Below are 14,872 nucleotides of genomic sequence, written 5' to 3' on the forward strand. Positions count from 1 at the left end.
TATCATTGCAAGCGTTGAACGATCAAACGTCAAAAATAACCTTAGTTTTGTGAACGCCAGATACAAAAAAACCAAAATGTAGAGCTATACTTTAATATAGTTCTAATAAGGTAATAGGGAGATTTTAGAATGTCCATGAATAGTGATGAAGACATCTCTTTAGGATTTGGTTACAAGCATTTTAAACACGGCGCCCATGCGTGTCTGATTTATCGAGATGAAGCAGAGAAACGTAGAGTCATATCTAAATACATTGAATCAGGAATTGCCAACAATGAACAGATTGGATATTTCGTAGATACGATGACCCCCGACGAAGTTAAAGCATGGCTCGCGGAACTGGATGTAGAATTACCACAAACCAAGCAGGTTGAAATTTCTCCTGCTGTCTCAATTTATTGTCCAGATGGAAAATTTGTACCGGAGCAAATGCTTTCTTGTCTTAAAAATTATTATGACCAGGCTATTGCCGCGGGGTTTTCTGGGGCTCGTCTTTCAGGAGAAATGACATGGTCTTGCAGAAATATTCCTGGTTCAGAACAGTTAATAGTTTATGAAGCCCTCATAAATACAATCCTTAATACACACCCTGTTACTGCTGTTTGTCAATATGATGTGAATAAATTCGATGGCGGATTAATATACGATGTCCTGCAAGTTCACCCGCTCATGTTTGTGCACGGACAAATTGTCAAAAATCCTGCATATATTAAACCAGAAGAGTTTTTGCATAACCTTATGAATAATATAAAAAATGAATAGTGAAAATCACTTAACACATAATGAGCAAATTCTATTTAGACTTTATGCTGCGCATAGCGCGCTCTTCATTTTTACAAATATAGATCAAATTAAACCTTATCTTGAAAAAATTATCCGCAGCATACCTGGCGTAAAAGAATGTGACGTGTGTCTCATCAAAAATATGGATCGGAGCGATAAAGAGTTGCAATCAAAGCTTATTGGAACCATAGATTTGAAAAGTGGAACATTTAGCATGGCTGATTTTTTCCAACTTTGCGAATCACTTGAAGATAAGGAAATACAAGTTTACTCCCTATTTGCAAAAGATATTTTTTATGGATTAATCATCTTAAAAATTAGCGATTTCAACCAATTCAATTTATTTGATCCGATCGTTAATAGCTTTACAATTTCCACCTCCGTTATTTTGGAGAATTTATGTCAAAAATATACTCTGGAAAAAAACAATAAAGAATTGATAATGCACCGAGAGCATTTGTCGGAATTAGTGAAAATCAAGACTCAATCTCTGCAGCAAGCTAAGCACAAACTGCAAGATATTTTAGACAAAACTATTGAGTCCTTAGCCTCAATTACAGAACAACGCGATCCATTTACGGCAGGACATCAGTTTCGTGTCGCGAAACTAGCCGAAGAAATAGCTAAAAGTTTTGGCCTAAGCCCTCAAAAAACACATGAAATTTATTTAGGCGCATTAATCCATGATATAGGTAAAACCCGTGTCCCAATGGAGATTCTAGTTTCCCCCGCAAAGCTTACCCCATTGGAATATGGATTTATAAAAATCCATCCCGAAGTAGGTTATCATATCGCCAAAAGAGTCGCCTTTAACAAAACAATTTCCGACATTATTTTGCATCATCATGAACGGTTGGATGGTTCCGGCTATCCACATGGATTAAAGTCTGATGAAATTCGTTTTGAAACGAAAATTGTGACTGTCGCAGATGTATTCGAAGCCATGAGCTCTCATCGTCCATACCGCCCTAAAAATTCAATTGAAGCAACACTAAATGAGTTACAAGAAGGCGCAGGAAAACGCTATGACTCATCCGTTGTTGCGTGCTGTGTTGAACTGATTACCAAGAGAAATTTTGAGTTCCCCTCTCCACCTTATGAGCGACTTAACGTCAATATGTATACCTGGAAAATACATGATTCATTGCATACCAAAAAGGATTGAAGAGGTAAGTCATGAAATCTATGAACGCCAAAGAAAGGCCTTGTTTTGCCCATAAAGGACTATTTTGATTCTATAATTGCCGGTAATCCCCCGAAAAATAACTGATGTCAAAAGTAGAATTTTCTCATGCCCTATGACGAAGGAGATTCTATCAGAAAAAGTCCTGAAAATTTAATGCTTACTAATGTCACTGAATTTCTTCAGGAGCTCGGAACATATTTTTGATTTGTTGCTCGCAAAAAAAAGATGAGTCCTGCTGATTTGCTGTTTTTCAATCGGTTCTTGCTTCTATATCAATTTTTTACTTGAAAATAAGTGTTTTTTGTTTATTATTCTTTTTTTTCAATGAGTTACATATTTCAAATAAAACAACTAAAAGGAGATGGACATGATAGATGATACACCGAGAAATCTTAACTATAAGACTGAGGAGGCCTATTTTCTTTGGCTCTTCAATTTAATAAATACTTGCTCTAATTCATCTGCAAATTCGCTATATAAATTTCATATTAACGACAACAACCAAGTTATAATAGAATCCTTTGATAATGACTTGGCTTCATTCGAGAAATTAGGCTTTATTGAGATAATTGATCAATCCTTATTATTGACATTTAATGGGGTAACATTTAGAGGGATTGATGCTATGAAAAAGATTGAAAAAGTATTGGCTTTCAGCAACATCCAGCCTCAATCTCAATTTAGTGCGACCGAAGAAAGCAATCATAAGGATAAAAGAAGTGGATGTTCTATTATTTAATCCTTTGGTAAATGAAGCTTTTAGAATTTATCATTAAATATGAACCACGGATGGTATTTCACTTTAATTAATATATTCATATACGAATATTTCAAATTTGGTGTTAAATCAATTAATGGTTTCCCGTCATAATCCTCAAAACTCACAGTAGTCATCATTTTTACCCTTCGCAAGAGAAGATCGCATTTTTACGAAAAGCACGCTTCATTTTTGGAGGTTTCTGAAGCGCGTCAGGCGCATAGCAATGGACATCACAGTACAGCAAATTAGAGGCCTATTGGTACCAGTAACCATTAATAATGGGTATCCCATATTGGCCGTAATGAATATGGGATACAATCGCTTAATTTATTAAGGATAGAACGTTAGTCTGCTGTTTCAGATTTCCATTATTCACAGGTTTAAACATACTAAAAGCTGAAACTTTTTGCTCTGATTGAGTTTCGTTTAATACTTCTTCCGATGTTTTGCCTCGCCAATTAAGCGTTGATTTAGCACCGTATTGCTTCAATAACTCCATCACTTTTTCATTTCCTTTTCTCTCTGCAGCATGCAATGGAGAGAGGCCGCGGCTATCTGTTTTGTTGGGGTCAGCATTATTTTTAAGAAGAAGTTCTACATAGTCATCCCATCCGTTGGCAATAGCAACATTCAATTCCAGATTGCCGTCAAAACTCAACTCATTTGGATTAGCCCCGTGCTCAATACAGAGCATGCGAAAGTTTAAAGCGATATTAACTTTGTGGACGGGATTATCTCGCATGAGGGACCATAGACTCATAATTTTTATCTCTGGATTAAAATCGAAAAATCCCCTCTGAATCGCAAAAGGCCTCTTCTGGTTGAGCTCCAATCCATTCTTTAACATTAATCGAAACGCATTATTAAAATGTTTGCTGCCATCAGGATGGTTTGTCAAATATTTTAATAACGAATTGAGATAATCAGGGTCATCTGCTTCAAAATCAAACTCTGCGCCCTCTTTGATTAAAGGCTCTACCAGATAAAATTTATTACTGATGATTGCTTGACCAAGAGCTGATTCTCCCTTGGGACTCACATAATTTACATTTGCTCCCAACTCTATAAGCGTTCGATACATTTTAATTTCCATTTCAGTATCTTTCTTAGGCGCTTTATCGATTAAATTAATGAGTAGAGAACACCCATTTTTATCAATTTGATTAACGTTCATCTTGATATGTTTGTTTAATGACTGAATCTGCTCAATTTCGAGACAATATAAAATAGTGATATACATAAATTCGTTGGGAGCACTGTAAAATTCAGGAGTACGTGAAGGTGTTATACTTGGAACTCGGTCATATTCTCTTTGGGTGGTGTATGAGAAGCCATCGGTATTTGATTTAACAAGCTCATCAATAAGCTGCGATCTCTCATTATTTTTAAAACAAAAAGATATATCATAAAGAGATTGCTTAAATTGCTCATAACGCTCTAGTAATAAGTTGCAATCAGGGTGTATTTGAACTCCTTTATATTTCAGATATTCTAAATGGTGTCGTCCTAAACTCGTATAGGCTAAAACTGATTTTACGCCCTCGATGTACCCCGACTCAAGACAATAATCTATAGCGGACAGTCCTCGTTCATCGAGCTCGTTAGGATTGACTCCATTCTCTAAAAGATAGTTCATCATGTTAATATCTTTGTTTTTTGCAGCATTAATGAGCATCAAAGCATTTAATGAAGCACCTGCAGAGTGAAGTAGACGAACCATCTCAACATGACCTACTTGCGCTGCTTGCTCTATTAGCGATGGTTCTATGCCATGAATTCTATCGAGACACACATAATAGTTAAGGTAGTCTTTGTTTAAAAAGATCTTCTTAATTTGCTCGATATCGTTGCTGTGGACGGCTTTTTGAAGTTGTTCAGCCATAACAAAATAATTTTTCAACCAAGAGCCTTCTTTTTGATTTTTAGGATCGCGCATGCAATGAACCATTTGTTGTTGAACTATGCTAACGGTCTGTTTATATGCCGCAAAAACACCACTAAAATCCAATGCCGGCAGTTTATCGAATTCAAGAGTTTTTATAATTCGCTCTTCGTTGAATAACATATCGACTAGCCGATTTAACTTGATCTCTTGTTGATTTAAGATTCCAGACGTTTGAAAAAGTTGAGCAAATAACTCCCGGCAGAACTCTGATTTTTCTTCAACAGTATTTTTGGGGTTAATTTTTTCAAGAGTTTGAATATAGTCTTCAGTTTTCTCGGAGTAATCAGCCTCAGCTGCTGGATCTGAACCCTCTAAAATTTTCTCATAGAGTACCGACTTCACTAAAACACTCATCATTGCAGTAATCACCGCATTCTCGTTACTTTGAAGAAGATTTTTTCGTTGTTTACTGAACGCCTGGCTTAGCGTACTCCCCGCAACATATTGCCGAAATTCATTATCTATTAAAGAGCCAACTGCTTCGCTATAGCTCCTTTTCTTTTGCGCCTCTGCAGTAGCATGAAGTTTTTTTCCCAGATCAATCATTGCATTAAAGATATCTTTATGCGCTTCGGAAGTAAAAGACAAGAGGACAACATGATAGAGATCGTGTAATGCAAATCCGAAGCAGCCTGCCATGAGATTATCCGCCTCTGCTTTCTCATACTTACCAGGAAAACTTAAACCAAATGGATGTGCGTTCTGCCGATGCATCTCATAAACATCATCAAAATCATTGTCACCAATTTGTGGATACAGTTTTTTCGGTTTTTGTACGAGCACATCCAGGACCGATTGAATAATCGTCATAGAAGGAATGATAAACTCGTATCCTCCCGATTTTATTTCTTTTGGCATCAGCAAATCAAAACCAGTTCGCTTTATCGCTTCAAAAATCCCAAAAAATTTGCCCGGCTCTTTAACGGTAAAGGTATAAAAGCATCGTTCTGACTCCGGAATATCTTGATTACGTATTAATCGAAACAACTGTTCCTCCGAATTATCATCCATCTTATCTTTTATTCCATTGCTGCTATTGCCCATAAAGGGGTTACTACTTATGTGTTGAATTGTTAGATATTTCTTTAATTTATGCTTCGCAACTTCATCTTTATCCGTTAATTTATATGCATTTAATGAGATTTGCTCCTTTTGAGGGTAGTCTTTTAAAGCGGCCCAAATTAGTAACATAGAAATAAATTGGGGTTCATTGATTTCTTCCTTTTCAAATGCGATTAATGCGTATTGAGGCAGAGATGAGTGATAAAAAACTGGAGAAGACATCTCCGATGCATTTAATGCCTGCACGAGTTTCTTCGCCCCCTCCTGCATTGCAGGGGCATCTCTATATTGCTTAAGATCCTCTAAAATCGAAGCCGCGTTTTTAAATAGAGGCAATTGAGTTAAATTACGCATTAAATACTCCAGTAATTCATAAATTGGTGCGGGGACAACAATTATAATTCAAACTGAATCAAAAACAAGCACAAAGATTTTATTTTGAATAATTGTGTCGCCTATGTGTGAATAATGGTCGTAATAAATTTCAATCACAGGAATATATTTCTCTACAGCTTTCGATGTTCCCCTTTTCTTGCACAAGATATTCAATTTCATTTCGCCTGGAATTTTAGGCCAATTCTATCTATTCGGTGCGTTGAATCTAATAAGCGGTCAACTGAAATTCAGACACTTTGTACAAGAAGAGGTTTAATTATAATCATCCTTTGTATATAGTCTGTCGCCAGCATCACGCTTAGTGTAATTCAACTGAGGTTAAGTCTTTGTCACATGTTTCAAAATTTTTTAAAAAAGCACCCATGGAAGTATCAACCTACCTGTATTCCCATTTAGATACGCCACAGGATTTCTTAGCTGCATGGTTAGCGAATAACGGCTCAAAGCGACGAACCAGAAGACAGCAAAGATCAATAGAATTTGCTTTATTTAACAAAGAAGGCATGGAATTTTATCCTGCTCAAGTCAAGATATTAACAATACTCCTCAACTCTGAAGATGAGTTAACGGAAATTGATCCCGAGCATTTAAGTTATTTAGATAGAAAACTCACCGTTCAAATGAAAAACCCAAATTTGAGCATCAAGCAACTCATGCAGGGTATAAAGCTAACCGCCGCACTAAATAAAGTACCACTGCCCTCATTAGACATAGTCAGCCTATTACCTAAAGATTTAATGGATGTGATTTTTTTTAGGGAAACACTGATTGAAGCAGTGGCTAAAGAAGAACTCAAAACATTAGTCAATGCACTGCATATCAAACTGACTGCCCCCAGCAGGGAGGTTCGTTGGGAAGCATTAACACTCTTAGTAATGTTAGCCCAGAAAGTGGATAAAAAAACTCTTGAACTTTTTGTTTGCATAATAAACGGTTCACTAGATTATAACTATGGTTTTGGTAATGGCACAATCAACGAAATTCTATCTACATTAGCATCCAAATTGGATAAAAAAACGTTAGCCCCCCTTTTCCACTCATTGATAAAATACCTGGATGACAACAGACGTGGGCCATTTCTGGCAGCATTACAATATTTAACAGCCTTAGCCTCTAAAATAGAAGAAGGCATGTTGGGCGACCTTGTCGATTCAGTACAAAACATACTGAATTACACTGATAAGGATTTACAGAGCGAATATGCGGGAGACGTTATCAATGAGGCCTTACATTTTTTCGCTATATACGCTCCGGTAATAGATAAAAAAACTCTGGAATCCCTTATTGAACCGGTGAAAAATAAACTGGATGATCCTTCATGTGAGGCCAACACCGCGGCAGCAAAATGTTTAGCCGCATTTGCTCCTGAAATAAACAAGGAAAGACTACGTTCTCTTTTCGACTCAATCACAAGAAAACTCCATGATAATGATTGGAACGTTAGATTTAGAACATTAGGCTATTTACCAGAACTTGTTCCTGCAATGGATAAGGACATGCTGGAATACTTTATAGGCTCAGTGATAGAAAAATTGGATGACAACAATCCTAAAGTTAGAAAAAGGGCATTAGACTTTTTAAAAGATCATATTCCTGCAATGGATAACGAGATGCTGGCACACCTTGTTAACTCAGTACAAAATAAACTCCATGATAAGGAATATTTTGCTCGTAGCGCTGCACTACGCTGTTTGAAAGCACTTGTTCCTTGTATGGAAAAAGAGAGGTTGAAATCCATTACCAAGACAGTAAAAAAAATGCTGAATGACCCCAACGAGAATGTTCGTATTGGATCTTTATATTATTTCGCAGAATTAGCCTATGCAATAGATAAAGAAGTACCAGAAGCCTTTATTGAGGCAATAAAAGACAAATTAGATGACCCGAAGCACTCTGTTCGCGAAGAGACATTCTACTGTTTCACAAAACTTGTTCCCAGAATAAAAAAAGAATCTCTGGAACATCTTGTTCACCTTACCAGAAACATGCTGGATGACAGTAATTCTATTGAGCATGGGAAGGCATTAAATTTTTTAGAAGCGGCCATTCCAAGAATAGATGCAAAAATATTAGAGCAACTTGTCGAACCTCTGCAAAACAAACTAAATGCTCCCAAAGCGGATGTCCGTCTTGCAGCCTGTCACTGTTTCGCTGCACTAGCTTCAAGAATAGACAAAAAAACACTGGCAAACCTTATTGAAGTCCTGAAAAACAAACTGGATGACCGAGATAAAATTATTTGTAGTGGGGCATTAGATTGTTTCGCAGCCCTAGCCCCTTCAATGGATAAAGAAACCCAGGTGGCCCTTGTCTCCACAGTAAAAAATAAGCTGGTTGATTCATGTCCGACAACTTGTCTCGCTGCATTAGGCTGTCTCATCAAGTTTATACCTGCAATAGATAAGGAAATGCTAGGCGACATTTTTGACTCAGTTAAAAATAAAAACCTTCTAGAACACAACGATTACACTATTCGCCGCACGGCCTGCCATCTGCTTTGTTATATCCTGATTAATAACGACCTAGCTCTTGAGATAGATACTTCAAAAAAAAGCACCATAGAGGGCTTGCTCATTCAGACCGTGGCTGGATGGGTGACACAAATTCATGCCGCTTCTAATCAATCCCTGCCTGTGAAAGATAATCTCCATGTATGTCTCTCATAATCGGGCTCATCTTCGCACCTTAGTCTTCCTTGGCGCGCAACGTAGAAATAATACAGGACTTACGAAAACCACCAGGGTCGAGGCAAAAAATGTTTTTAATGAGGGAGTTTAGATAGACTAAATGACCGAATTAAAAACATTTTTTAACGAAGAGATTGGGGGTTTTCATAAGTCCTGTAATAATTAATTTTATCTACAACGGCTACTTACTTTATCCATTATGCAGCGCGAACTGATTGATTTACAGGCGTGTCTTGCTCGTAGAAAGGATTCGCATGCTCTAGTTGCCGTCCTTGAACAAAATGGATAAGGCTTTCAATATCAGAGTAGATAAAATTCAAAGAGCCGAGAAAGACATTGTCTCTACCGCTAACTGCTCTTAATTGTTGGTGCTGTGTTTCTGTCAATGAGACTTTATAGCAAGATAAGATACTTTTTGGACCTAACCGCCCTGATTCCATGCGTGCCAATAACTCGGGTGAGGAATAAAATTTACGTGTTATATTGGCTTCTTTCGCCAAATTCCAAATATAAGTTTTATTGTAATCACTTGCTTTTATTTGCTCCACGATTGGAATGAAAAAACAATGTACTTTTTTTTCATTTTCGATAGTTCCTTTGAGTTCTTGCTTAAAAAACATATTTATTCTCCATTTTAAGATAGTTAATTCAGAGCAAAAACAACCGAATGGACAAAGCAAACTTCCATATAATTCAAATTTATTGCGGAATAATTATTTCGAGAAACAAAAAAAAAATCCCTAAATTAGATAAGGTTAGTAGTTTTTTCACATCATGCCCGGATAAATGGTCTACATTTTTAATATAAACTCAATTTTTATACCATAAAATAATCATGGTGATCAATTTTTGCGAGAAATATTGTTATGAAAACAACAGAAACCGCACTTGCACAGATTGCAGTAGAATGGAATAAATTAAAAGAGATGATAACTAGAAGTCAAGAGAAGAGTTTTTTTAAAACTAGAGAAAACTTGACAGCAATTGATAACTTTTTTAATTTGATAGCACTTAAGCGTCAGCCAATGACTATTGGTGAATTGGCTGACGCCTTGCAAGTTCTAGAGCATTTAACGATTACGACTACAGGCTCTAAAAAAGTTTCTTTTGCGGACTGGTTGGATAACCATCGCTACCGAACCTCTCAAAACATTGGTATTCAAAAGAAGGTACAGAAAGAAAGTGCCTCTGAGAAAAAAAATGTTCAATATTCAATACATGAAAACTCTTCTCTCTTTCGTTTACTGGTTAAAACTCATGATACCTTAATCAATCATCATGAATTGGCAAATCTTCATGCCCAAGGTGAAATTCCCTGCAGCGAAATTTCTTACAGTCAAAGTGAACTCAAAGAATCACAAGCTCTTTATGATATGGAAACCACTACCCAACAGGAAGAAGCTAACGATAAGTCTACAATTATCGATGATCTTATCCGAAAGGGAGTAACACTATATGGCGCTGCAATTATTCCGGGGGCTGTGTTGGGTCATAGAGAGAGGATATTGCAAGAAGCCATACAAAATTTTGCTGGTGATAAAATTGATACACCTCATTCAAAAGCCAATAAACTTTATCATTTTGGTGGTCAGTTTTTACAAGGGAGTCTCTTGAAGGAATTTACTAATACGACTAAGTTGGTTGAGGATGATATTCAAGGCTTAGAAAGTGGTATTACTGTTGGACACATTAATTGGTCTAAAGATAGTAACGATAAAATTTATGCGACGGTTAATTTAAAAATCCTAACCTGTTCTTATGCGGATCCTCTTGATATGAGCAGTCCTCAACGGCTTTTTGTGATGGGTAGCGATGGTATTTCTTTGATAGAGCTTAATGAGGATGAGCTAGAGAAACCCCTGATGCAATGTCTTAGCGAAGTCCAAGGCGAAACAGAAAACAATATAGTTCCACTCGCCGAAATAAATGCAAAAATTGAAATAGTTAAGAATGAGTCCGGCACTGGTTATATGTTTCAGGTTAGCGAATTCACGACGAAGTATAATACACCCCAATTAGTCTCTACTAAGGCACCTGAACAAATGGAAAACATAATGTTCAAACCAATTTAGTTATCTTTTCTCACATCTCTAACGTCGAGCGTAGGTCGGCTCTGCAAAGAACTCAGGACAAACTAGAATCTATTGCCGTATCATCTTTTTTTCCTGATTGTTGATCGTTGTTGCTGTTTTTTTCCTTATAACGATCCCCCTCCATCTGCAGTCTGTTTTTGAAGTCAGTTTGATGTTTAACCCGCTCTTTTTCTGCCTTTTCTTCATGGGTATACATTCGCAGCTTGATAAATGGAGCACGCAATAGCCTGAATAAAAAATGCTTCACATTTTGGGGGGGGGGGATTGTCAATAATGTGGAATTAGCGTCGCGAGCATACTTATTAAATGCAGCTTCAAATTCTTTAAGCATAGCGTCCCTTTTTTCTGTATCTGGCGCATTCTTCATCTCCTCCGGAATTTTTGTTATGTCAGTTAGTTTTTTTGAAAATTTAGACATTACCTCCATTGATTCATTTATGGCCTCCATAGCTTCAGCGTTAGATTCTTTCTTCGCCAAAGCATCCTGCCTTGTAAGTTCTATCTGAGCGTTATCAAAGAGTGCTGATAAATTATGTATTCTCCTTATTACTTCGTCCAAGGATTCTTCCACGGGAAAATATTCTTCCACAGATGAAATATTAGGCATTCCCCTTTCTTCCCTAGCGATAACTTCCTCTCTAAGTTTGAGCAATGTAGTTTGCAATTCTGCTACATCCTTCTTCGCTGCACTGGTTTTGATAGAAGCTCCGATACCATATGTTGCTTCAAGTTTTTTAAGCATGCTATCTTTCACGAGTATTTCATAGTCACGTGATTTCAAGTATTTATCTTCTTTGGTAAGGGCGATAACAATTTTCTTGTCCGGATCGAGTTTGTGAATTTCTTTGATAGCCATTTCAGCTATATTATATGAATTCGTATTATCTCTATCGATGCACACCACACAAATTTGCGATTGTTCGATATAGTGTTGTCTTAGGTATGAAACTACATCATCGTATGATCCTGCGAAATCAAGTAATCTAATTTTAGTTCCCTCTTCAATTGATGTATCGTACGTATCGATAGAGGGCGTATGTATGTTCCCCGGTGAATCCGCACCCCGCAATGCATTACAAAGTGTTGTTTTACCAGAATGGTTGGTTCCACAGATCATTATTTGGAAGGGAGGGTTGTTACTTCGTTGAACTTTTGCTTTTGCCATGATCGGTAAACTCCCAATCCACATCATTATTTATTAAGTATAGTCGATTGCTATTATTGGAATTGGGGTTATAACCGAGAATCTCTTGTCAGCAAGTTATCAAGTTCCTCCAGAAAGCCAATTATTGTTTGGACTCTCGAGAGAATGTGTCGGGTTGGCCGACCGGAGGTATCGGCACCTGTTTTTGTACCGTTTTTCGAGTAATTAATGGGAAAATTGTTTATGTAGTTTCATTCCTGCGCAGGCGGGAATCTATCCATCAAATTAGTTTATTACTTTGTTTGTAATATGGATTCCCGCCTACGCGGGAATGACATCAATTTAGAGCAAAATAAATTATTAATGTTAATACTAGGCAACGCCCCTGAAGTTTTTTAGACAATATTTAGTCTTGAATTGATCAAAGATTTTTCAATTTCACTACGATCTGCCCTCTCTCCCGCTCCAGGAATTTTGATAGTATGATGATGCCTTTCGCGCCCTCATGAAAGATTATATCAGATTTTAAAAATTTCTTTTATTTTTAGCATATTAATATAAAATGCTGCGCCAATTGACGACTTTGCTACACAATGTAGTAGATACAAGGATCTATTTTATGCACACAGATAACACTACAACAAAAAAATTTCCCGTAGAAGATTTTAAAAAATATTTACACCTGTTTTTTATAGATATAATTAATTTATCTCAAACTAATAATATTCAGGCTTTTGAAAATCGTGAGGCTGGGTATACAAAGGCGATGTTAAATGCTTATAACTATGCTTTTAATGATTCTTTAACTGACGGACTTAGCCCTGAGATAATTTGTGGTATACATGCTCAAGCATTAGCTCATCAACCAAATTGTCATCCAGGACAACTTAAAAATTCACCCAATTTTTTTACTGTAGGCCTAGCTGAGTTAAGAACCCCTGATGGCCGGATACTCCAACCAATAAATCCAAATGGTTCACAACAAGGATTTGAAGAGTTTTTAAAATTTTGGTTTGTTGATAAGCAAAATCCTTTTCATTATATTCACTTCAAACCAACAAATCTCTCAGGGCAAGAGGTATTTTTATACCCTTTTAACTCAAAACTAAAAAAAGGTCTTAGTGTAATTTTCCAGCAAAGGCAATTTTTTGGCGTGACCAGCAAAACAGAGGACTATTTCCCAAATGCGACTGGATTCAACAAATTATTTGCATCACTCCTAACCAATACTGAGTATAAGTGTTTCATTAACATTTTAGAAAACAAGCTTCTACCTGCATCTGGCAATCGATTGTCTATTCAAAAATTAATGAAAAAAGAATTGAAGGACCTTTGTAATTCATATAACGAAGCGGTTAGTAAGGCAGGTACGAATGATGAACAAATACTACGAATAATTGTTCAGCATGTAAAATTGCTCAATCAATTGCACCCATTTGCGGATGGCAATTGTCGAACTTTTTATATTTTACTTAACCGACTATTAGCCAAAAATAATCTACCACTTTGTTTAATAATAGATCCAAATCGCTTGGAGATGTTATCCACTGATGAAGCATTAGAAGTGGTCAAAAAAGGGCAAAAAGATTATTTAGCTCTAATGAACAATGAAAAACCCTCAATTGTGGACACTCTTAACTCTACTCAACTAGAAATAGATATTGAACCCATGGAATTACCAGCCTCCCCCCCGGCCATTGATTCATTTGTTGCAATTATTGAAGAAAATCTACTTTCTTTAAAATCGAATAATGACGATCAAAATTCTAAAATTGGAACACATATTGAGCCACAGTTCTCTTTTTTACACCAGTTGAATTCTGAGCAGTATCATCATGAGCGATTAATGACTAAGGCAAAAAAATTATGCGGGGATAATGAAAATTTTATACCTTTGTTAAATGCAATTGATAAAAAAGATTATTCATTGGCATTACGCAAAGCAAGTTCCGTAGTAAATTTGCCTTTATTAAAATTAATATTAAGTTATCAAGAGAAATTAAAAATAGATGTTAATTTACCATCCAGTAATGGTTATACAGCATTGGATTGGGTTATGAAATCTAATTCACCTAAGAAGGATATCGAAGAAGCTACTGCTATGCTCCGTAAATTTGAGGCACTTAGCAGTGATGAAATAACCAACAAAATATCAATAACTAAAGCCGATTTTTAGATTTCTATTTAGGTTGATATTTCTATAAAATGGGATCGTGTATACTAACCTTTCAGGCTGTGTGCCTGATTCACTATCCCATTCTCCTTGTTCTTTATTGAATGTGTTAATTGTTAGCTAGGTTCTCAAACGTTTTATGAATGGCTATGAAAAGCCTAAGTAATTTGAGAACCTGGTAGTAATTATAGAAAAAGTAGCTTCACAGAAGGGGTATCACTTTGCTTGGCCATTTAACTCAAAATGCCCCTCTATCACATGAACTGTAAAATCAGTCCCAATTGTCGTTATTTCAATTCAGTTTTTATTACTTATAGTATTAAGATTTAAGTGCTTTTCCAAAACGTCTATTATTTTTGAATACGACTCTATGATTTGCTTATTACCCCTACCGCTCTCATGATATTGCTTTAGATTATATTGAGCTAACTCAAGAGCAGTTTGGCCCTCACCTTGTTCCGTGCCTTTATTTTTTAAATTTAAATCAGGATTATATTTAAGTAGTAAATCTACTCGTTCAAAATGCGTATTCCGGAGGACTTGATCACTAATTCCGTTAGTCATTTGATCACCGATTCCGGAGTATTTGATCACTTCAACGCCTCACGCAGTGGATTATCTTTTAAAGGGGTTTAGTCTGTAA

The 14,872-nt window shown here is 36.4% G+C and carries 10 protein-coding genes; 6 read left to right on the forward strand and 4 right to left on the reverse strand.

Annotated elements, in window-relative coordinates; translation table 11 throughout:
* Positions 1–129: 129 nt before the first annotated feature.
* The 3 genes from ELY20_RS15940 to ELY20_RS15950 all read left to right on the forward strand — a co-directional run bounded on the left by ELY20_RS15940 (position 130) and on the right by ELY20_RS15950 (position 2,708).
* Positions 130–762: an MEDS domain-containing protein gene (locus ELY20_RS15940; protein ID WP_110144025.1), complete on the forward strand. Its 633-nt coding sequence runs from the start codon at positions 130–132 to the stop codon at positions 760–762.
* Positions 755–1,948 (forward strand): HD-GYP domain-containing protein, encoded by a 1,194-nt coding sequence (locus tag ELY20_RS15945; protein ID WP_110144026.1) that lies wholly within the window; start codon positions 755–757, stop codon positions 1,946–1,948. Before ELY20_RS15940 ends, ELY20_RS15945 begins: the two co-directional genes overlap by 8 nt.
* A gap of 388 nt (positions 1,949–2,336) precedes the next feature.
* Complete coding sequence (locus ELY20_RS15950) at positions 2,337–2,708, forward strand: hypothetical protein (protein WP_110144027.1); 372 nt, start codon at positions 2,337–2,339, stop codon at positions 2,706–2,708.
* 343 nt (positions 2,709–3,051) lie between these two features.
* On the opposite strand, the gene ELY20_RS15955 is transcribed toward ELY20_RS15950, so the two are convergent.
* Complete coding sequence (locus ELY20_RS15955) at positions 3,052–6,090, reverse strand: ankyrin repeat domain-containing protein (RefSeq protein ID WP_110144028.1); 3,039 nt, start codon at positions 6,088–6,090, stop codon at positions 3,052–3,054.
* A 404-nt stretch (positions 6,091–6,494) separates the two neighbouring features.
* Between ELY20_RS15955 and ELY20_RS15960 the strand changes: the two genes are divergently transcribed.
* Positions 6,495–8,798, forward strand: a complete 2,304-nt coding sequence (locus ELY20_RS15960) for a sister chromatid cohesion protein PDS5 (RefSeq protein ID WP_126955781.1) — start codon at positions 6,495–6,497, stop codon at positions 8,796–8,798.
* A gap of 218 nt (positions 8,799–9,016) precedes the next feature.
* Here the strand turns inward: ELY20_RS15960 and ELY20_RS15965 are convergent, their stop codons facing one another.
* Positions 9,017–9,439 (reverse strand): hypothetical protein, encoded by a 423-nt coding sequence (locus tag ELY20_RS15965; RefSeq protein ID WP_110144030.1) that lies wholly within the window; start codon positions 9,437–9,439, stop codon positions 9,017–9,019.
* Between the two features lie 246 nt (positions 9,440–9,685).
* On the opposite strand from ELY20_RS15965, the gene ELY20_RS15970 reads away from it, so the two are divergent.
* Positions 9,686–10,891, forward strand: a complete 1,206-nt coding sequence (locus ELY20_RS15970; protein ID WP_110144031.1) for a hypothetical protein — start codon at positions 9,686–9,688, stop codon at positions 10,889–10,891.
* Between the two features lie 52 nt (positions 10,892–10,943).
* On the opposite strand, the gene ELY20_RS15975 is transcribed toward ELY20_RS15970, so the two are convergent.
* Positions 10,944–12,077, reverse strand: coding sequence for a GTPase domain-containing protein (locus tag ELY20_RS15975; RefSeq protein WP_158618898.1), 1,134 nt, complete (start codon positions 12,075–12,077; stop codon positions 10,944–10,946).
* Positions 12,078–12,675: 598 nt separating this feature from the next.
* Here ELY20_RS15975 and ELY20_RS15980 point away from each other — a divergent pair.
* Positions 12,676–14,232 carry a Fic family protein gene (locus ELY20_RS15980; protein WP_158618899.1) on the forward strand — a complete coding sequence of 519 codons (1,557 nt, stop codon included), beginning with the start codon at positions 12,676–12,678 and terminating at the stop codon, positions 14,230–14,232.
* A gap of 294 nt (positions 14,233–14,526) precedes the next feature.
* Here ELY20_RS15980 and ELY20_RS15985 read toward each other — a convergent pair whose 3' ends face one another.
* Positions 14,527–14,793 (reverse strand): hypothetical protein, encoded by a 267-nt coding sequence (locus tag ELY20_RS15985; RefSeq protein WP_110144034.1) that lies wholly within the window; start codon positions 14,791–14,793, stop codon positions 14,527–14,529.
* Between the last annotated feature and the right edge of the window lie 79 nt (positions 14,794–14,872).

The sequence above is a fragment of the Legionella qingyii genome, assembly GCF_003990155.1.
GTDB classification, from domain to species: Bacteria; Pseudomonadota; Gammaproteobacteria; order Legionellales; family Legionellaceae; genus Legionella; species Legionella qingyii.